The sequence below is a fragment of the Alistipes onderdonkii genome (assembly GCF_025145285.1).
GTDB classification, from domain to species: Bacteria; Bacteroidota; Bacteroidia; order Bacteroidales; family Rikenellaceae; genus Alistipes; species Alistipes onderdonkii.
Genome location: NZ_CP102251.1, coordinates 2,882,694 through 2,903,361 on the forward strand (window position 1 = coordinate 2,882,694; position 20,668 = coordinate 2,903,361).

Consider the following 20,668-nt stretch of genomic DNA (forward strand, 5'->3'; position numbering starts at 1 on the left):
GGAGGTTCCCTGTTCCGTCGGGAATTCAGGATCCGTTCCGCAAATCCCTTCCAGAGGGACAGATATGTCCGGTATCCGGTGACTTGGAGCCTGCCGGACACAGGCAGATCCCGGCGATTCGCTCGCCGGGATTTTGTTTCGCTTTGCCGGACGAAAAGCCGGACGGCGATTTGCACCGTCCGGGATTTTTTCCTATATTCGATGTGCCGTATCGGAGGGTGCCCCGATCTCCGTATCTCTATGAAAACCGAACGAATGAAAATAGGGCTGTTTGCCGCACAGCTCGTCTTGCCCGCTGTGCCGGGCCTTTATGTCATCCTGTTCCGTCCCGGGGTGTCGCTGCTTACGCCCCGGATGCTTATTCCCTCCATGCTGTGCATCAACCTGCTGGCTATCCTCTTAGGGTGGCGCAGGCTTGGGTGGTCGCGCAACGAACGGCTCGATGCAGCCATGCTGCTGGTGATGTTCGCCCTGTTTCCCTGGCTGGAATACCGGGTGCTGCCCGTCGGGGCGTTCGAGGGGAATTTGTGGGCGCAGGTCGGGTGTTACTGCGCGGGACAGGCGATCGGGTATGTCTCGGTCGTGCTGGCGCCCGACTGGTTGGGAAGGCTCAGACAGCGGCGTTATGAAGAGCGGGTCTTGTCGGGGCGGGAAAAGTTCCGATCCCGCAAGGAGGTGCTGGAACAGCGGGCCGAAGCGCAGGAGGCGCAGCGCAGGGCGAAAGAGTTGCGCAGGGCAAAGAAATAAAAACATCCCGGACATATGATGTGCGGGATGTTTGTTTTTCGGGCGTGTGCCCAAGCCTTTTCCCACGGCTGGCAGTCTGCCTGCCCATCAGCCCATCGGTTCATCGGTCTGCCAGTCCGCCGACTCATCAGTCCTTCTGTCTGCCAGCCCGTCAGCTCATCGGTCTGCCAGTCCGCCGACTCATTTGCCCGTCAGCCCGTCAGTCCGCCGCTTCGCCCGCAGGGTGCCCGGAATTGCAGCCCGCTGCCGTTTTACAGGGAGCGCCGGATGTTGAGCATCCAGGGGTTCTCGATGTTGCGGATGCCTTTCTGGGAGATCAGCTGCGCCAGCGTCAGCCCCATCTGGCGGAAGTCGGTCGAGAGGGTGGTGATCCCGCCCGCGAGGATCTCCTTGAGCGGCGTGTCGTTGTACGAAATGATGCCGAATTCGCGGCCGGGCATCATCTGCTGCCGCTCGGCCTGTTTGAGCAGCGTCACCAGGTCGCGGTCGCTGACGAGGATGAACAGGTCGCCTTCGCGGATTTCGCGGTCGCGGATCGAGGCGAGGTATTCGTGCCCGAACCCGTGTTCCGCACAGAAGCGCACCAGTCCGTCGTAGCGCTCCTGCGGCTCCTTTTTTTCGTGCTGCACCATCAGCAGCCGTTCGTATTTGCGGATATGCCGCAGCCCGTGGCAGAGCGCCTCGTAGGTGTCCTTTTCGAAGTTTTGCGCCACGGACGAATACCTGCCCAGCAGTTCGGGGTGGAAGTGGTCGAGCAGGAACACCCGCCCCGAGAGGCTTTCGAGCAGCGGCCCGATGCCGGTGAACTTGCCCGGCATGATGATATAGGTGGTGTATTTGCCGTTGGCGTCGGTTACCAGCGCGTCGAAGACCCTGCGGTTGTAGTTGTGGAAATAGAGGTCTACGCTTACGCCTTTGCCGACGTGCTCCATGAACGAGTTGTAGAGGTCTTCCTTGAATTCGTTGAATTCGTTGAAGAGCAGGAAAATATTCTGTTCCGAGGGGATTCGCGCCGAGGCGATGTAGTAGCCCACGCCGGGCGTCGAGGCGATGATGCCGCGCGATTTGAGTTCGCTCAGCCCGGCGAATACCGTGTCGCGCGAGAGGTGGTAATTCTCGCGGAATTCGTTGATCGAGGGTATCCAGTCCCCCTTCTGGAGCTTCCCTTCGGCGATGCCGTCGATGACGAAGTTGACGACCTGTTTGTATTTCGATTCGTTGTTTTTCATGGCTTTGCACACGCAATGTCGTGCAAATATACGTAAAATCGGGTAATATCGGTACGAACCGGTACGAAAAATAAAAAAAAATCATACCAGTTCGTACCAGTATGACGAAATTTTATTTATATTTGCCCAAAAGATCGTACAGCGCAATGGAGAAAGGGATCGTTTTCAGCATCGAGGAGTTCGCCATACACGACGGGCCGGGTATCCGCACCACCGTTTTCCTGAAAGGGTGCCCGCTTCGCTGTGCCTGGTGCCACAATCCCGAGGGCATTTCCCCCGAGCCGCAGTATATGGATCGCCGCGACGGCCGCACGATGTGCGGGTACGCGATCTGCTCGGGGGAGCTGGCCGGCAAACTGCTGCGCAACAAGGCGGTATATGCCATGAACCGCGGCGGTGTGACGCTCACGGGCGGCGAGCCGCTTCTGCAGGCCGCATTTGCGGCAGAGGTGCTTGCCGCGTTGCAGGCCGCGGGGGTGCATACGGCCGTCGAGACGAGCGGCTATGCCGCGCCGGATGTTTTCCGCCGGGTGGCGGGGCACGCCGATCTGGTGCTGTTCGACGTGAAACACGCCGACCCGGTGCAGCACCGCCGCTGGACGGGGGTGGACAATGCCCCCATCCTGCGCAATCTGGCATGGCTGTGCACTTCGGGTCGGCCGTTCGTCGTCCGCATCCCGCTGATTCCCGGGGTGAACGATACGCGGGTGAACATGTTGCAGACCTGCCTGCTGATTAAGGATGCCCCGGGGCTGGAGCGGGTCGAGATCCTGCGCTACCACAAGACCGCCGGGGCGAAGTATGCCATGATCGGCCGGACGTATGCCCCCGGTTTCGATACCGGGGCGGAGCCCCGTGTCCACGACGTTTTCAGCGACTACAATCTTAAAACACTCATACAATGAATCCCAGAATCGAAAACCTGCGCGGCTATATCCTCCGCAAAGAGCACCATGTCCTGCGCCGTACCCCGGCCCGGCTCGGGCTGGACAACCTCAATATCGGGTTTGCAGCGGCCGGAATGCCGCCCGTGAGGCGCTCGGCGGAGATGCTCGCCGCCCTGATGCGTGCCGAAGAGCCCGTGATCCTGCCGGGCGAGAAGATCGTATTCACCCGCACCGTTACCGAAGTGCCCGAAATCTTCACCCCGCAGGAGTGGGACGGGATCAAGGCGTCGCACTACATCCACGAGCGCGGGACGGTCTGCAACATATCGCCCGACTACGAAACCACCATCCGCCTCGGGCTCGATGCCCGGAAGGCCGAAATCGCTTCCCGCCTGGCGGACGATTCGCTCGACCAGGAACAGCGTATCTTCCTGGGGGCGGTGGCGCTCTGCATCGAGGCCGTGCAGGAGCTTACGGGGCGTTACGCCGCCCATGCCCGCGAGGCGGGGCAGGCGGATACGGCCCAAGTGCTCGAGGCCGTGCGTACGCGCGGCGCCCGGTCGCTGCGCGAGGCGCTGCAACTGCTGCGCATCCTCCATTTCGCGATCTGGGAGGCCGGCAATTACCACAATACGCTGGGGCGTTTCGACCAGTACATGTATCCCTATTTCCGCCATGACATCGACAGCGGCGTGCTGACCGAGGAGGAGGCGTTCGACCTGGTGGAAGAGTTCTTCCTCGCATGCAACAAGGACAGCGACCTCTATCCCGGTATGCAGCAGGGCGACAACGGCCAGAGCATGGTGCTGGGCGGCCGCGCCGCAAACGGCGACTACCTTTTCAACCGCCTCTCGGAGATGTGCCTGCGGGCCAGCTGCGAACTGGAGCTGATCGACCCCAAGATCAACATCCGCGTCGACGCGGATACGCCCGACGAAATCTTCTTCCTGGGGTCGCAGCTCACCCGCAAGGGGCTGGGATTCCCGCAGTACAGCAACGACGACGTGATCGTCCCGGGGCTCATGAAGAAAGGGTACTCGGAGCAGGACGCCCGCAATTATGTCGTGGCCGCCTGCTGGGAGTTCATCATCCCCAACCATGCGATGGACATCCCCAACATCGACGCCGTGTCGCTCATCGGCTGCGTGCGCGAGGTGTTGCCCGAACTGGAGCAATGCCCCGATTATGCGGCCTTCTACGGCCGTGTAGAGCGGAAGATCGCCGAAAAGGCCGACGCCATCTGCCGCAAGCACCGCAACCTCTACATCGCCCCCGCACCGATGATGTCGCTGTTGATGGACGGCACCATAGAACGGGCGCAGGACATTTCGCTCGGCTCGCGCTACAACAACTACGGCCTGCACGGCACGGGCATTGCCACGGCGGCCGACTCGCTGGCGGCGCTGCGCAAATTCTACTTCGAGGAGCGCCGTTTCGATGCCCCGACGCTGCTCTCGGCGCTGGAGGACGACTTCCGCGGCGCACCCGAATTACAACGCCTGCTGCGGCGGGAGGCTCCCAAGATGGGGCAGGACGACGACTATGCCGATTCCATCGGGCGCGACCTGCTCGCATCGTTCGCACGTGCGCTCGAAGGGCGCCGCAACGAGCGGGGCGGCATCTACCGCGCCGGCACCGGTACGGCCATGTACTATGTTTTTCATGCCGCAGGCCTCGGTGCCACGCCCGACGGCCGTAGTGCCGGGGAGATGATCCCCGCCAACTATTCGCCGAGCCTGTTCATCGACCAGCGCGGGCCCGTATCGGTCATCAAATCCTTCACCAAACCGCGTCTGGAGGATGTGGTCAACGGCGGGCCGCTGACCCTCGAGTTCGACCAGTCGGTCTTCAACAACGAGGAGAGCGTCCGCAAACTGGGAATGCTCGTCAAGACCTACATCGCCCTGGGCGGCCACCAGTTGCAGCTCAATACCGTCAGCCGCGAAAAGCTGCTCGACGCCAAGGTGCATCCCGAGCGGCACCGCAACCTGATCGTGCGCGTCTGGGGCTGGAGCGGCTATTTCGTCGAACTGGACGAATGTTACCAGAACCATGTGATCAACCGGATCGAATTCGGCCTCTGAACCGGCGTGAACCGAAACTGAAAACCAACTAATCCGACCTGATATGAAAACATCCGTTAAAGGCTTCATGTTTTATGTCGCCTTCGTCGCTTCGCTCGGCGGCCTTTTGTTCGGCTTCGACACGGCCGTGATCTCCGGTGCCGAAAAGGCGATCCAGGGGATCTATGCGCTCTCGGACTTCGCGCACGGCTTCACGATCGCCACGGCGCTTATCGGCACCATCGTCGGCGCCCTGGTCTGCGGCGGCCCAGCCGAACGCTACGGGCGCCTGCGCTCGCTGAAAGTGATCGCGTGGCTCTACCTGATCTCGGCCGTGGGCAGTGCCGTGATCGTCAACTGGTATTCGTTCATGTTCTTCCGCTTCCTGGGCGGGCTGGCCGTCGGCGCCTCGTCGGTCGTGGGGCCGATGTATATCGCCGAGATCTCCCCGTCGCACTGGCGCGGGCGTTTCGTGGCCTTCTTCCAGTTCAACATCGTGCTGGGCATCGTCATCGCCTACCTGACCAATTACTGGATCGTGGGGATTCCCCACGACTGGCAGTGGATGCTGGGCATCGAGGCCGTCCCGGCACTGGCCTTCGGCCTGTTGCTGATGACCGTGCCCGAAAGCCCCCGCTGGCTGCTTATCCGCAGCCGTGACGCCGAGGCGCGCCGTGTACTCGAACGCACCACGCGCGAGAATGTCGAAGCCGAAATGGCCGAGATCCGCGCCTCGCTCGCCGGGGCGGGCGATACGGGCGAGCGGCTTTTCCGGAAAAAATATTTCATCCCCATCCTGCTGGCGTTCCTCATCTCGACGTTCAACCAGCTCACGGGGATCAACGCCATCCTCTACTATGCGCCGCGCCTGTTCGAGATGTCGGGCGTCTTCCGCGAGGGGGCGATGATGCAGTCGATCATGATCGGCATCACCAACCTCACGTTCACCATGCTGGGCATGTTCCTCATCGACAAGGTGGGGCGGAAGAAGCTCATCGGCGTAGGTGCCGTGGGGATGTTCGTCTCGTTGGTGCTCGTGGCGCGCGGGTTCTGGCTCGAACGCTTCGAAGGTTACTACATGCTTGTCTGCCTGATGGGCTACATCGCCTTTTTCGCCGTGTCGCTGGGCGCTACGATCTGGGTGGTCATTTCCGAGGTCTTTCCCAATTCGGTGCGTGCCAAGGGGCAGGTGCTGGGCAGCATGACCCACTGGGTGTGGTCGGCGCTGCTGTCGTGGTTCTTCCCCGTCTTCCTTTCGGTCGGCGGCACCTATATCTTCGGATTTTTCGCGCTTATTGCCCTCGGCAGCCTTATCTTTGCGATAAAGCTCCCCGAGACCAAGGACAAATCGCTCGAACAGATACAGAAAGAACTGGTAAAATAAAAACCCGGACATATGAACCGTTTCCTGAAAAAAATTCCCCTTGCGGCCTTGTGTGCCGCCATGGCCGCCGCCTGTGCGGGCGGCGCAACGGACGCCACGATCACGGTCGATGCGTCGAAAGTCGAGGGCAGCGTCACCCCCTGGCTTTACGGGGCCTGCATCGAAGACGTCAACCACGAGATTTACGGAGGCCTTTACGACCAGCGGATCTTCGGCGAGAGTTTCGAGGAGCCCGTGCCCAACCCCCTTTTCGATGACTGCTCGGCCTACGAAGGGGAGTGGCAGGTTGTCGGCGACGAGCTGCTCTGTGCCGCTCATGCGGGCGCCAAGCTGGTCTATGACCCGCTGGAGATGGCTGCGGGCGAGGTCGAGACCGAACTGAAATTCACCCGCGGCGGCGGTGGCGACAATGCCGGCCTGCTGGCCGGGGTTTCGGAGCCGGGCAACGGCGCCGACAATTTCCACGGCTACGAGATAAGCCTTGCGGCCGACGGCCGTAAGGTCGTGCTGGGCAAGCATAAGAACAATTTCACGCCGATCGCCGATGCTGCCGTGTCGTGCGACCCCGCACAATGGAACAGGCTGGGATTCAAGACCGACGGCCGCACGTTGCAGGTTTTCCTGAACGGGGCTTGCGTGCTCCGTGCCGAGGACGACGATCCCGTGCTGGCCAGGGGCAGGGTCGCCCTGCGTACGTGGAATTCCGAGGCACGGTTCCGCAACGTGAAGGTTACGGCCGACGGTGCGTCGCGCAAACTCGTGTTCCGCACGACGCCGGCCGTGCAGGTCAGCCGGCAGTGGGACGCCTTTTCGACGGGCGGTGCCGTGGCTGCCTACCGCCACGAGGCGGGGGACGCCTATAACGGCGCATGCTCGCAGAGCGTGGAATTCGTCTCCGGGACGGGAACCGTCGGCATCGCCAATGCCGGACTGAACCGCTGGGGCATTGCCGTGCGCAAGGGGCAGACGTTCGAAGGGCGCCTCTACCTGCGCGGGTCGGGCGATGTGGTCGTGGCGTTGCAGAGTGCCGACGGCACGAAGGAATATGCCTCGCAGCGTATCACGGGCATCGGTGCGGCCTGGAAGAAATTTCCGTTCGAACTGACTGCCGCCGCAGCGGACGGGGATGCCCGCTTCGCCCTCTACCTCGACCGCCCCGGCAGGGTGCAGGCCGATCAGGTGACGCTGATGTCCACGGGCGAAGACCGCTTCCGCAGCCTGCCGCTGCGGGGTGACATCGGGCAGGCGATGGTCGACCAGGGGCTGACCTTCCTGCGTTACGGCGGTACGATGATCAACATTTCCGGTTACCGCTTCAAGAAGATGATCGGCGACCGTGACAAGCGGCCGCCCTACCACGGGCACTGGTACCGCTGGTCGACCAACGGCTTCGGCATCGAGGATTTCCTGCAATTCTGCGAGAAGGCGGGCTTCACGGCGGCCTTTGCGGTCAATATCGAAGAGACGCCCCAGGATATGGCCGACATGATCGAGTACCTGAACGGCCCGGTGACGTCGGAGTGGGGGCGCCGGCGTGCCGAGAACGGCCACCCCGAGCCTTACGGCGTGAAATATATCGGCATCGGCAACGAGGAGGTGCTCTTCAACGGCGACCGTGCCGACGAATACGACCACTATGTCGAGCGCTTCAACCTGCTGCACGACGCCATCAAGGGTAAAGACCCGTCGGTGAAACTGATCTCCACGGCGTGGTGGCGTGCCGATTCGCCGAGCATGGAACGGACGTTCCGTGCCCTGGACGGCAAAGCCGACTATTGGGACTACCATCCGTGGGCCGACCAGCTCGCCAGCGGCCGGGAGGTCGAGGCCGAACTGCGCCGTATGCGCGAGCTGTTCCTCAGGTGGAACCCCTCCACCACGATGAAATGCGCCATCTTCGAGGAGAACGGCAACCGCCACGACATGCAGCGCGTGCTGGGACACGTCACGCTTCAGAACGCCGTGCGCCGCATGGGCGACTTCGTGCTGACCTCCTGCGCGGCCAATGCCCTGCAACCCTACCGGCAAAACGACAACGGCTGGGATCAGGGGCAGGTTTTCTTCACCCCGTCCCAGGTGTGGGGGATGCCCCCCTATTATGCGCAGCAGATGGCTGCGGCACACCACCGTCCCCTGACGGTCGGCTGCGGGGTCGAGGGCGCCGACGGGGTGCTCGACGTGACGGCAACCCGCAGCCGCGAGGCGGGGAGCGTCGTGCTCCATATCGCCAATACGGGTGCCGAGCCGCTGCGTGTGGGCCTGCGTGTGGACGGGATGGGGAAGGTTTCCCAAGCCCGCATGGTTTCGCTCTCGGGCGACCTCGACGCGGTGAACACCCCCGAAGAGCCGCGCCGCATCGCCCCCGTCGGGCGGGAACTGCCGGCCCGGGCTGCGCAGACTGTCGACATAGCGCCCTATTCCTATACGATCGTGGTGCTGGATGAATAACCCTGAAAAACCGAAGACTATGAATCTGAAAAGAACCATGCTGGCGGCGCTCGTGGCCGCCGTGCTGATCCCCGGCGGGCTTTGGGCGCGCGGGAAAACGGGCAATGCCCGAATCAAGGTCGACATCGAACGCCAAAAGGGCGAAATCGACCGGAATATCTACGGCAACTTCGTCGAGCACCTCGGCCGCTGCATCTACGGCGGGCTTTACGAGCCCGGATCGCCCCTTTCGGACGAGAAGGGCTACCGCCGGGACGTGCTCGAAGCGACGCGGGCGCTTCGCACATCGCTGGTGCGCTGGCCGGGCGGCAACTTCGTCTCGGGCTACCACTGGGAGGACGGCATCGGCCCGCAGGCCGGGCGCCCGACGCGCATCGACCTGGCATGGGGCTTCCGCGAGAGCAACGCGTTCGGCACCGATGAGTTCGTCGAGTGGTGCCGCCGTGCCGACACCGAGCCCTATTTCTGCGTGAACCTCGGCACGGGGACGATGGACGAAGCCCGCAACTGGGTCGAGTACTGCAATGTCGAGAAAGGCACCTACTGGTCCGACCTGCGCCGCCGTAACGGCTACGAGAAACCCCACAAGGTGAAATACTGGGCCCTGGGCAACGAGATGGACGGCCAGTGGCAGATGGGGCACAAGAACGCCGAGGATTACGGCAAGTTCGCCCTCGAGACGGCCAAACTGATGAAGTGGATCGACCGGGACATCAAACTTGTCGTGGCCGGGTCGAGCGACTACAACGGCAACTGGATCGACTGGAACCGTACCGTGCTGGAGTACCTGAAGAATCACGCCGACTACATCGCCCTGCACAACTACGTCGAGAACCGGAGCAACGATTATTACAAGTTCATGGCCACGACGCGCTTCGCCGAGAAGGCTATCCGCATCACCGAGGGGCTGATCGCCGAGGCGATGACCAAGGCCGAACGCAAGGATCCGATCTACATCGCCTTCGACGAGTACAACGTATGGTACCGCGCCAAGGGCGAGGAGGGCAACGAGGAGGTCTACAACCTCGAAGATGCGCTGGTGGTATCGACTTTCCTCAACATCTTCGTCCGCAACGCCCATGTGGTCAAGATGGCCAACATGGCGCAGCTGGTCAACGTCATCGCCCCGATCTTCTCCACCAAGGATGGTTCGTGGTACCAGACGATCTTCTACCCGTTGCAGCTCTTCGCCACGCATTGCCACGGCACGTCTCTCGACACCTTCGTCGACTGCGACACCTATGCGCTGGGCAGGGAGCGGATCCCTTACCTCGACGTATCGGCGGCCTATGACAACGAGGCCGGCGAAGTGATCGTGAACGTCACCAACCGCCACCGGGAGCAGGCCATCACGACCGACATCCTCTGCCAGACAGGACGTTTCGACGGCAAGGCGACGGTATACGAGGTCAACGGCCCCGACATCAAGGCCGAGAACTCGATGACCCGTCAGGCCGTGAAAACCGTGACCAAAGAGGCGCAGGCGCGGGGCGACCGGTTCACCTATGCCTTCCCGGCGCACTCGTTCACGCTGATCCGCATCCCCGTCGTAACCGACTGACAGCACCCTGCCCGGCGGCAGGCGCCGTCGGCCCCGGGCGGGGGCTCCCGAACCCGAATAAAATGAAACAGAACTTATTAATCGTATTTTTTATGGCAGGAATGCTTTCCGGATGCGGCTCCGCGCGGCATTCGCAGGTCTCGCGTGCCGCCTTCCGCTCCACGGTGGACGGCAAGGCGACCGACCTTTACACGTTGAGGAATGCCCGCGGGCTGGAGATGACGGTGACCAATTTCGGCGGCCGCGTCGTCGAATTATGGGTGCCCGACCGCGACGGCAATTTCGCGGACATCGTGCTGGGGCACGACAATCTCGGCGCTTACGTCGATCAAACCGGAGAGCGGTTCCTCGGCGCCACCATCGGCCGTTACGGCAATCGTATCGCCGCAGGGCGCTTTACGCTCGACGGGAAGGAGTATACGCTGCCCCTGAACGACGGCCCCAACAGCCTGCACGGCGGTGCCAAGGGCTTCGACATGGTTGTGTGGGATGTCGTCGAGGTGACGCCGCAGAAGATCGTATTGGCCTGCCTCTCGCCCGACGGCGATCAGGGATACCCCGGGAACCTGAAGGTTACGATGACCTACGAGCTGACCGACGACAATAGCTTCGTCGTCACACACGAGGCCACGACCGACCGCCGTACGGTCGTCAACCTCACGCACCACTCGTTCTTCAACCTGCACGGGGCGGGCGGGCCGCCGATCAACGACCATGAACTGATGATCGCAGCCGATTTCTTCACGCCCGTCGATTCGACGCTCATCCCCACCGGCCGCCTGATGCCCGTCGAAGGCACGCCTATGGATTTCCGCCGTCCGGCACCGATCGGGTCGCGCCTCGATGCCGATTTCGAACAGCTCCGCCACGGCCACGGCTACGACCACAATTGGGTGCTGTCGCGCAGGAGCGCCCATGACCTGGAGCTGGCGGCTACGGTCTATGAACCCGCTGCGGGGCGTTATATGGAGGTTTGGACGACCGAACCGGGCATTCAGTTCTACGGCGGTAATTTCTTCGACGGCTCCCTGGTCGGCAAGGGCGGCAAATCCTACGGCCGCCGCGCTTCGCTGGCGCTCGAGACCCAGCACTTCCCCGACAGCCCCAACCATCCCGGCTTCCCCTCGACGGTGCTCGGCCCCGGCCAGCGCTACCACCATGTCTGTGTCTACAAGTTCAGTACCCGGTAGGTATATCCCGATCGCTGAAACACCCGGGTTCGTCTTGCGGGCCCGGGTGGCTTTTTACATGGACGAGCAGGTTGCCGTCTAAATGGTAGACATATTTGTACAGTCTGTCGCCGTGTACCGCTCGAAGCTCCGCATGTTCCCGTTCAGGCCGTGATTCAGGTCGCGTTCGACCCGGGCGGGTATAATAGAACCGCTCCGGAGGCTGTGAAAGTATCCGGAGCTGTTAAGTATACGGACTGACCGGAAAATATTTTTCTGCGAGCGGGTCTATCGAGTTGAACCGTGCGTTCATACCCTGCAATCTGGCCTGCGAGTCGTATAGGTCGACGCAGAACCTGGACAGGAATTCTTTTCCGTTGTATCGGAACGTGTTACCGTCCGACGTTGCCAAAGAACTGTTTTTATGCTGCATGCCGTATGGCATGTAGTCGTATTCAGCAGTAACGACCCCGTTCTGGTTTACGATCGCCCTCACGCTCCCCAGATGGTCGTTCAGGAAATAGCGGGTATCGTATTCTTCACCCAGTCAGCCAATGCGTCCCATGGCAAAGGGAGCGCTCTCGAATGCGGGCTTTGCCGAGTCTAAGCTGTAACGGACGCTTCCGATATACAAGTATCCGTTACCCCGGACGTCAGTCGAGGCGACCTTCTCGCCATTCCAAAGATAACAATAATTTGCTAAAAACAGTTTTCCCGCCTGCGAATGCAGCTCCGCAGGTGCGATTTTTTGCGGCAGGTTGAGGAAATCGTATGAGATTTTCAGTTGATTCTGACCGTCATATACCAGATTTCCCATCGCGTCGTATTCGAAGGGATTGTCTGCCTCCTCAATGCCGAAGGCTACCTTTCCCTCCGAGTCTTTTGTGCCGGGATAGTGTTTTACACGGACGAGTTGGTTGCCGTCGAGGAGGTATTTATACTTGAGAATTTCATCGCCGTTGTAGCGTTCGAAACTCCGTATGTTCCCGTTCAGGTCGTATTCCATCCTGCGCTCGGTAAAGGTGTTGTCCCTGAGCGGGGAAAATCCGGGAAAATTTTCGGACGGTTCGCGTTTATACAACTCGGCATCGGTCAGGCGCCCCAGCATGTCGTACGAATAAGCATAGGTGTTATCCCCCATGACGTCACGTCCCCGGTTCCAGGATATTTCCGCGATATTTCCCGAATACAGGGGTTTGGCGGCCTGCGGTTTGAAATAATTGAGTTGTTCGGTGAAGATAATATTGTGAATCCAGAGCGTATCCCCGGTTTGCAGGTTTACCGATGGGGCTTTGATTCTGTGCGTGATTCCCGAGAGCCAGCCCTGGATGTTGTATTTGTGTTCGGTCTCCAAGCCGTTTCCGGCGGTTTTTGTTTGCAGGCGTCCCAACTCGTCGTATGCGGACGCAACGTCGGCGCAGACCTTGCCGTTTATGGAAACTACCTCGCGCAGTTGTCTGCCCCGCCCGTCGTAGGTGTAGGCATAACGGAGATTCAGAGGTTCGCCTTCGGAAATATTATGTTGCTCGTCGCGGATCAGGATATTTCCCGAATAGTCGTATTTGTAGCTGATGCGCAAACCGTAACCGAGCGGGGTGGTTTCGACCGACTGGATTACCCGGTTGCGGGCATCGTAGTAGAATGTCCGGCGTGCGGACAGGGGGGCTTTCCTGGCCGGGGAGAATACGGATTTGTCGAATGTTTCGAAAATCTCCTCATGCGTTTTCAGCCCGCGGACGTTTGTACTGCGGATGGTTTCGTCGGTCACCTCGGCGACGGGAAGGAACGCATGTGTGCCGAATGCCGGAGAATCCAGCCGGTATTCGTCGTAAATATAACGCTCGGTATCGTGCGGTTCGGTGACGCCGAAAGCGAGGTTTGTGACGGCCGGATCATATGTTACGGGGCGGTAAGGCTCTTCGGGGTTGACCGGGAGGAGCGGGTCTTCGGGATCGACAGGGAGTACCGGATCTATGGGAACAGGGTCGGGGGTGACTGGGTCTGGCGGGCCTTCAGGATCCGAAGGGGTTGAAAACCTATGAGAAACTCGCCGTGCTGGGTGACGATGCCGGGGAACCCCGGTATGTGGAGCGCACTTATTTCTACGATTATAAAAAGAGGCTCATGCAGGTCGTCGAACGTAATCCCGAAGGCGGGATTTCCCGTACGTCCTACGATTACGATCTTGTGGGAAATGTCGTGCGCTACAAAGAACTTCGCCAGCCTTATGCCGGTGCCGATGAAGATATGGTGACTGCCTCATATGTCTATGACAACCGCAGGCGCTTGATCCGCGAAGTCAGGGCTTTAAATTACGAGAATTCCGTGGCTGTGGATTATGAGTATGACGACCTTGGGAAATTGGTCGGCAAAACAACGCGTAACGGAGGTTTGAATACGACGATGGCATATAATCTTCAGGGGTGGCAGACGGATATGCAGGTCACGGACAGCGGCAGCCCGCTGTTCGATACGCATCTGCGCTATTATGATCCTCAGTATGGAGAGACTACGCCCAGCTACGCGGGTAATATTTCGGAATGGACATGGCGGCAGGGTGGAGAGTCCGACGAAAACACGTATGCCTTCACCTATGATAGCCACTCCCGCCTGACGGATACCGATCAGTATATTAATGGGGAGTTTGATAATCAGTTTGTCGAAGATTACATGTCGTATGATTACAATGGTAATATTAAGTTTCTGAAACGCTATGAGCATGGAATTCTGAAAAATTATTACGTATATCGTTATAATGGGAACCAGTTGACGGCACTCGACGATTTATCGGCTTCGTCTCCTGCAACCTCTTCCTGGATAACACCTGCTTCCTCTGCCGCTCTTGGCGATCCCGATCCGACCCCCGATCCTGCCGTGCCTGTTATCCCTCGCGACACGATCTACAGCGGTGTAGGGTATGTCTACGATTCCGCGGGCAATGTGCTTTACGATTCCCATACGGGTTTGAACCTCCGCTATAATGACCTGAACCTGATCGAAAAAGTAATGCATGGCGATACGATTGTTGCAAAATATTCGTATCTTTCGGATGGCACTAAGTTCTCGGCGACGGACTCCTCGGGCAACGGTCTTTACTACTCGGGTTCTTTGATATATACCAAGCATGGCGCAGCCCTGACGATGGAGAGTTGTGCCTTCACGGGTGGTCGTTTTGTTGCGACAGCTACGGGTGTCGAAGCCCGTTATTTCGTGACCGACCATCTTGGCAGCGTACGTGCGGTAGTCAACGGCGATGGCGAAGTGCTGGAACGCAACGATTACTATCCCTTCGGCAGTCGTTGGGACGACGGCTTGCTGTCGGACAACCGCTACCGCTACAACGGCAACGAGGCTCAGGCATTTCTGAACAATCCCTACCTGGACTACGGAGCCCGTCAGTACGATTCGGACGGTGCCGTATGGCTTGGCACAGATCAATTGTCGGAGCTGTATTATCATATCGGTTCCTATGCCTACTGTGCAAACAATCCCATAAATGCCATTGACGCGGACGGACGCTTAATCATCTTTGTCGGTGGATTTGAGCCCAATCGTTCTGTTACTTCGGCAATAATAGGGACTATGATGCTCAGTAATTCGCTCCCGTCACAAATGAAATCTGTTATGATGGCCAGCGCCGCGCCGAATAGAGATTTCAGCAAAAAGGATTATTATGATTGGGGATCGGTCAATGAATTGTATATAGATACGTATAACGATCAGAATGCCTTATATACGCAGGGCCGCACAACTTTACCAGGCGGCAGTGCCTCAAAACGCTATAACATGGGACTTGAGGCCGGACGTAAACTTGTTCAGCAAATACTTGCCGGGGAAGTTGAATTGACGGATGACGAAACGATAAAACTGGTTGGGCACAGTCAGGGTGCTGCATATGCGGCCGGTATTGCGCAGGCACTGATCGATGCGGGTTACCAGGATCGTATCGGTTTTGTGGATTATATTGCAGCGCACCAGCCTTCTGGTTTTTCACATCCCCAAGGTGTGTTGGGGCGTCAATTCGGGTCTACTCGTGATTTTTTGAGCAGTAAGGGTAAAAAGAAAATAAATAATATAAAAGATGAGAATTATCATACAGATGGATTCGGATCTCCATCTGGTCATTCGATAACTGGAAAAGAGTTATATGATTTTTTACAAAAATGTATTACAGCCGGCGTACCTATCACCTCAAATTAACTATAAAATGAAAAAGTTGAATGATACTGCTATTACCGTTCTTGCAATTGTAAGTACGATTCTTAGTTATCCATCATGGTTGCCCGTAGTTTTAGTTGGGAATTTGTTTAGTAGTCTTGCCCCTGCAATATACTATATTATTTTTCTTGTATTCTCTCTTGCTCTTTTTTTTGCGTGTAAGTCTTTATACCGGTTTTATAACCGAACAGAAAGTGCGCGTGCTGCTTTGTGGGGACAAATCGGATTTATCTTTTTAGTTTCGTTCACAATAAAATTCATTTTTGACAATCTATTATTATTGCCTGGCAGCCTTTGGGGGGCAGGAGCAATATATGGTATCGATCTTATTGTAGTCGCTCCGATCTCTGTTTTTGTGAACCTGAAAATCGCACATCGAAAAATACATTGACCTTTAGGCGGGTGGTGGACAGTGGTATTGCCTTGGCTGTTGCCGGAGCGTGAACAGCCGGATACCTGCCTGTAAAAGCCTTGGATACAGGACAGGCTGCACCGGAATCGGATGCAGCCTGTCTTTGCGGAGGGCGGTTCGGGTGGAAATTCCCCGCCGTAGCCTTTTTCCGGCCTATTTCAGGAGTACGAACCGGTTTTCATAGGGTTTCAGAGCCAGCGAAGTGACGCTTCGGCCGTCCAGCGGGTGCCCTGTCGCATCGGCCGCCGTAAAGGGCAGTTCGCGTCCCGAGGCGTCGAGCAGGGTGAGGGTGCCTGCCTGCCCGTCGGTTTCCCGCAGGTTGACCAGGATGCCCTCTCCGCCGGCTGCGGGGGTGCATGACGTGATCAGCACATGGCTGCATCCGCTGCGCAGGAATGAGCGGTCGCGGGTGTTGCCGTTGGCCTTCGTGGCGGCCGGCATGACGCGGGTGCAGAGCGGGATGCGTGCACTCCAGCCGAACTGCGATGCGGCCGTGTTCGAGGTGTCCGGGGTTGAGCTGATGACGAACCCGCACTTGAATTCCCCTTCCTGCGAAGCGCGGAAATTCGTCGTCCAGTAATTGTTCATCAGCCACGGGAAGACATGCGGCTTTTCATAGGTGCGGGGCTGGCCATAGGGGTCGTCGAGCAGTTTCCCGAGCAGGTAGAGCGGTACCTCGCTGCCGCTTACGAGAATCTGGGCGTCGTCGTTGCGTGCCGCGACGAAATTCTGCACGGTGTTCCACGAGGCGCTCGTGCCGGGGATCTGGTCTTCGCCGGAACGGACTACGCCGCCCGGTACGTCGAACGTGAGTTTCGCATTTTCCAGCAGCCACGGCATGGCGACGTAGATCGCCGAAGGATCGGTTTCGGGGTTGCGGATGAAATCGTAGCCGAGCTCCACGCGTTTCACGTCGTTATACAGGCGTACTTCGACCTGCACGCCGAATTTTTCGTCGCATCCCTCGGCTTTGCCCGTGAAGCGGACGCTCTGGTAAATATCGCCCGACGTTACGCCCGGGCAGTGCACGTCGGAGAGCGAAGAGCGCCGGTAATTGTCGAATACTTTGCGTTCCATTTGGCGGCGGTCGCCGTTGAGCGATTCATAGACGAAAGCCCCCAGCTTCCATTCCGAGTCCGGGTCGACCATCTCCCGTCCCAGCTCCTTGTCGTAGAGCGAGGCGATCGTCCCCGAAGCCGGGTCGAAGACGATCCTGTAGAAATCGTTTTCGAGGCTGTTGTCCCGGAGTTCCGTGCGGCGGGGTGCCGCGGCCTTGCCGTCGCCGAGTACGATTTCGAAGGTCTTGTAACCCATGGCGGGGATTCCTTCCGCCCAGATGGCGTAATAGCGTCCTTCGCGGCGCGAGCGGATGGGCTGTACGCGCAGGGCTTTCCCGGCTGCATCGACGATCCGGAACTCGCGGTCGGCCGGGATCAGTTCGAAGTCTATGTAGACTGTCGCCAGTTCCGAGCGTTCCCAGCCGAGCGGGTTGAAGAACGTGAGCGTCGGGTGCGTCGAGCGGTAGAGGGTGCCTTGCAGGCGGCCTATGGCATCTTCATAGAGCAGTTGGGTGCTTTTGAGCGCCTCCCATACGTAGGAGCCCTTTTCAGCCCATTGCACCTGTGAATTTTCGCATCCGGGATTCCAGATGCTTTCCGCTGCCCCGAAGGTGTGCTCGTCGTAGAAGAGCAGGTTTTCGTGGATGCGGCGCAGTTCTTCGTGTGTCCCGCCGCTCTGGCCTGTCCCCTCCATTTGGGCCATCGAGAGCATCGCTTCGATGGCGACCAGGTCGGATTGCGTTTTGCGTGAGGCTGCCGTCTCGCGTGCCGCCGACCCGAACCCGTCCGTCCACCAGTCGGGGTAGGCGGCCCGGTATACGGGCAGCTTGTCGCCGTACTGGGAGTCGATGCGCCCGAGGAATTCGTGTGCCGTGGCGCTGCGTAGCTTCGGCCATGCGTAGCGTTCGTTCCATGCGCGGATCAGGTCGCACTCGCGCATCGACGGGGGCGAGTTGTCGGTCAGGTATCCCGAGTATTGCACGGCGATGACCGGGAACGGGTAACCCGTGCGTTTGAGGTTGCGGATGTACCCGAATACGCCGTCTTCCAGGCGGGCCATATCGCCCGTGTGGATGCCCCACGAGTTCCCGGTATGGTAATGGTCGCTGCGGAACATCAGCAGTCCTTTGCCCGACGGGGACTCCCAGCGGTAGAGTGTCGGACGGTCGAACGGGACGAGGGCGCGGTGGTTGTTCGACCCGATCGAAAAATATTTCACGCCCAGGTCGGGCAGGTAATCCGCCAGGCACCATGCGATGCCGTTCACGTCGTTCTGCATGGCTGTTTCGACCGGCAGCCCCAATTCCCGGAATCGGGCCACGGGCTCGAGGAACGTCTTGTAATTGTTCTCGCCCGACAGCTCGGACATGTTGAAGAACATGGCCGTCACCTCGATCTGCCCTGCCTTGACGTACCTGATGAATTTGTCCACCTGTGCCTTGGGACGTATGCGCAACCATTCGCGTACGGGCCACGAGGCTTCGCATGTCCAGCGGAACTTCGCGTCGTCCGGGTAGTCGGCCGTCAGGTCGCAGTATTCTACGGCATAGTCGATATAGCGCAGGTGCTCGGTGAGTATTTCGGTCTGCGGTTTGGTATAGCCGATGTCCGTGTGCGTGTGCTGCACCAGGTAGACGGTGTATTTGTCCGCCGGGGCGATTTCCACCGCCGCCGACAGGGCTTTCCCGCGGTTGGGATGCACTTCGAAATCCACCGTGCGGCCTTCGTACCCTTCGGGAATGTTGACCTCGACGGTGTTTATGCCGCGTGACAGTGCGACCGTCCCGCCCGGTTTGCCGTCGTAGTTCCATCCGACACGCTGGGGCTTGCCCCAGTTGACGAGGGTCAGCGTCACCGGGTGCAGCAGCTCCTCTTCGGTGCGGCCGTAAATCAGCCCCGGCTGCGAGTGGCTTCCGATGAGTGCGATGCCGTCGCCGGGGCGTGTGCATTTCACGCTGCGGTCGGCTTCGAGGACGATGGCGTCCCAGACGAGCCAGCTGCCGCCGGCATTGCGGATCGTGAGGAGGTTTTCCCCGGCGCCGAATGTCCCGGCCGGCAATAGGGCCTCGATCGCAAGGCCGCGTGCCGAGGTGCGTTTGGTATCCGGGTAGTTGATGTCGTCCCCGGCAGGCGCCTGCACCGAGGTGCGGAACCCGCCTGCGGAGATTTCGATCGTCGGGGGTGACGAGGCCTGCGATTCGACCAGGTAGAGTGTCAGCCGCATCTCCGCCCGGGAGGCTTGCGCATCGGCCCCGAAGCGGATCAGCAGCGATCCGTTGCCGTTGCCGGCCCATCCGTCCTGGGGCCCGGGCAGGATGTAGGGGATCTCTCCCGGTGTGCTGCGCCCTACGTCGTACGCGGCCGCCGCGCCGGGGAACCGGCCCAGAAGGTCGGAATACGCGCCGTCGTACAACGCGAACTCGGCGGCCGAACCGTCTTTGCGGCCGATTTCCCATACGGGCCGGTAGGGTGTTGCCGACAGGCTGCCCCATAGCAGGGCCGCCAATACGGCGAGGATGGAATGCTTGTGTCTTTTCATATCGGAATTTTTGGGTTATTCGGGGTCAGTCCATTTTACGTCGGTCATTTTTGCCACATGCCTGCCGGTCATGTCGGTGATCTCCGAGCCGACGTTGAGCGTCAGCGGCCAGTAGGCTTTCAGCCCTTCCTCAGTCCCGGAGAAGTCGCATGCCACATCGGCTGCGGCCTCGGCCTCGGTGCGGACGTCCGCCCAGATCGAAACGTGCTGGATGTTGCCGCGCATGTAGCGGTTCGAGTAGGAGGGGGCGGTGCCCAGCTGCAGGTTGCAGGTCGGCTCCACGATGGCCTTGCCGCACGCGAAGCTCTTTACCAGCCGTCCGTCCAGATAGAAGTGCATCTTGTCGTTGGCCTTGTACGTGGCTGTGATGTGGTACCACTTGTTCAGCTCGATCGTGCAGCAGGTGCCGCCCTTCCAGCTCCCGTCGTTGACGTAGAACTGCAGGTTCGCGCCGTTGTTGCGGATCATGATGGCACCCTTGCCCTGTTCGCACGAGATGACGTTCTGGTCGCCCGCCGCGAATTCGTCGAAACGTATTTTCATCTCCCACGTCAGCTCTTCCGTGAGATCCCAGTCGCCTGCGGGCCCGAGGTTCATCTTCGACCCGGCGTTGAAATAGGGGATTCCGGCCTTGACGATGTTCTCCCGGAAGGCTTTTATCGCTTCTTCGAGTTGTTTGCAGGCGTTCCGGTAGCCTTCGTCCCGCGAGGTGTTGTGCATGATGTAATAGGCCTGGTCGATGCGGGCCTGCAATGCCTTCTTCGATCCGGGGGCCGTGTCGCCCTCTTCGATCCCTTCCGTCGACTCTTCGACGAGCGATTCCGCCTGGCGGATCAATGCCATGAGCGTCTGATGTGCTTCGGAATAGTCGTCGTCGCTGCATGCGCACAATACCAGTGCCGCGCAGAGGAAGGCTGCGAATTTTTTCAGTATGGTTTTCATGGTCGTTTACT

12 protein-coding genes and 1 pseudogene are annotated in these 20,668 nt (G+C 59.5%); 9 read left to right on the forward strand and 4 right to left on the reverse strand.

What is annotated here, in order from left to right; all coding sequences use genetic code 11:
• The first annotated feature begins 240 nt into the window (after positions 1 to 240).
• Positions 241 to 747, forward strand: coding sequence for a hypothetical protein (locus tag NQ559_RS11730; RefSeq protein WP_026318548.1), 507 nt, complete (start codon positions 241 to 243; stop codon positions 745 to 747).
• A gap of 251 nt (positions 748 to 998) precedes the next feature.
• On the opposite strand, the gene NQ559_RS11735 is transcribed toward NQ559_RS11730, so the two are convergent.
• A complete protein-coding gene (locus tag NQ559_RS11735) occupies positions 999 to 1,976 on the reverse strand; it encodes a GntR family transcriptional regulator (protein WP_018696801.1) in 978 nt (325 codons plus the stop codon).
• A gap of 146 nt (positions 1,977 to 2,122) precedes the next feature.
• Between NQ559_RS11735 and NQ559_RS11740 the strand changes: the two genes are divergently transcribed.
• From NQ559_RS11740 to NQ559_RS11765, 6 genes and pseudogenes are all read left to right on the forward strand, one after another.
• Positions 2,123 to 2,881, forward strand: a complete 759-nt coding sequence (locus tag NQ559_RS11740; protein ID WP_154654057.1) for a radical SAM protein — start codon at positions 2,123 to 2,125, stop codon at positions 2,879 to 2,881.
• On the forward strand, positions 2,878 to 4,947 hold the full coding sequence (locus NQ559_RS11745) for a pyruvate formate lyase family protein (RefSeq protein WP_018696803.1): 2,070 nt from the start codon (positions 2,878 to 2,880) through the stop codon (positions 4,945 to 4,947). Before NQ559_RS11740 ends, NQ559_RS11745 begins: the two co-directional genes overlap by 4 nt.
• A 28-nt stretch (positions 4,948 to 4,975) precedes the next feature.
• A pseudogene (locus tag NQ559_RS11750) lies at positions 4,976 to 6,310 on the forward strand (sugar porter family MFS transporter); the annotation flags it as partial.
• 12 nt (positions 6,311 to 6,322) lie between these two features.
• Positions 6,323 to 8,758, forward strand: a complete 2,436-nt coding sequence (locus tag NQ559_RS11755) for an alpha-L-arabinofuranosidase family protein (protein WP_018696805.1) — start codon at positions 6,323 to 6,325, stop codon at positions 8,756 to 8,758.
• A gap of 19 nt (positions 8,759 to 8,777) precedes the next feature.
• Complete coding sequence (locus NQ559_RS11760) at positions 8,778 to 10,319, forward strand: alpha-N-arabinofuranosidase (RefSeq protein ID WP_018696806.1); 1,542 nt, start codon at positions 8,778 to 8,780, stop codon at positions 10,317 to 10,319.
• A gap of 62 nt (positions 10,320 to 10,381) precedes the next feature.
• A complete protein-coding gene (locus NQ559_RS11765; RefSeq protein WP_026318550.1) occupies positions 10,382 to 11,509 on the forward strand; it encodes an aldose epimerase family protein in 1,128 nt (375 codons plus the stop codon).
• A 526-nt stretch (positions 11,510 to 12,035) separates the two neighbouring features.
• Here the strand turns inward: NQ559_RS11765 and NQ559_RS11770 are convergent.
• A complete protein-coding gene (locus NQ559_RS11770; protein WP_018696809.1) occupies positions 12,036 to 13,256 on the reverse strand; it encodes an RHS repeat domain-containing protein in 1,221 nt (406 codons plus the stop codon).
• A 260-nt stretch (positions 13,257 to 13,516) separates the two neighbouring features.
• Between NQ559_RS11770 and NQ559_RS11775 the strand changes: the two genes are divergently transcribed.
• Positions 13,517 to 15,688 carry an RHS repeat protein gene (locus NQ559_RS11775; RefSeq protein WP_154654058.1) on the forward strand — a complete coding sequence of 724 codons (2,172 nt, stop codon included), beginning with the start codon at positions 13,517 to 13,519 and terminating at the stop codon, positions 15,686 to 15,688.
• 7 nt (positions 15,689 to 15,695) lie between these two features.
• Complete coding sequence (locus NQ559_RS11780) at positions 15,696 to 16,097, forward strand: hypothetical protein (protein ID WP_154654059.1); 402 nt, start codon at positions 15,696 to 15,698, stop codon at positions 16,095 to 16,097.
• Between the two features lie 174 nt (positions 16,098 to 16,271).
• Here NQ559_RS11780 and NQ559_RS11785 read toward each other — a convergent pair whose 3' ends face one another.
• Together NQ559_RS11785 and NQ559_RS11790 are read right to left on the reverse strand one after the other, a co-directional pair.
• Positions 16,272 to 19,715, reverse strand: coding sequence for a glycoside hydrolase family 38 N-terminal domain-containing protein (locus NQ559_RS11785; RefSeq protein ID WP_018696812.1), 3,444 nt, complete (start codon positions 19,713 to 19,715; stop codon positions 16,272 to 16,274).
• A 15-nt stretch (positions 19,716 to 19,730) separates the two neighbouring features.
• Positions 19,731 to 20,657, reverse strand: a complete 927-nt coding sequence (locus tag NQ559_RS11790) for a LamG domain-containing protein (protein WP_018696813.1) — start codon at positions 20,655 to 20,657, stop codon at positions 19,731 to 19,733.
• Positions 20,658 to 20,668 lie beyond the last annotated feature (11 nt).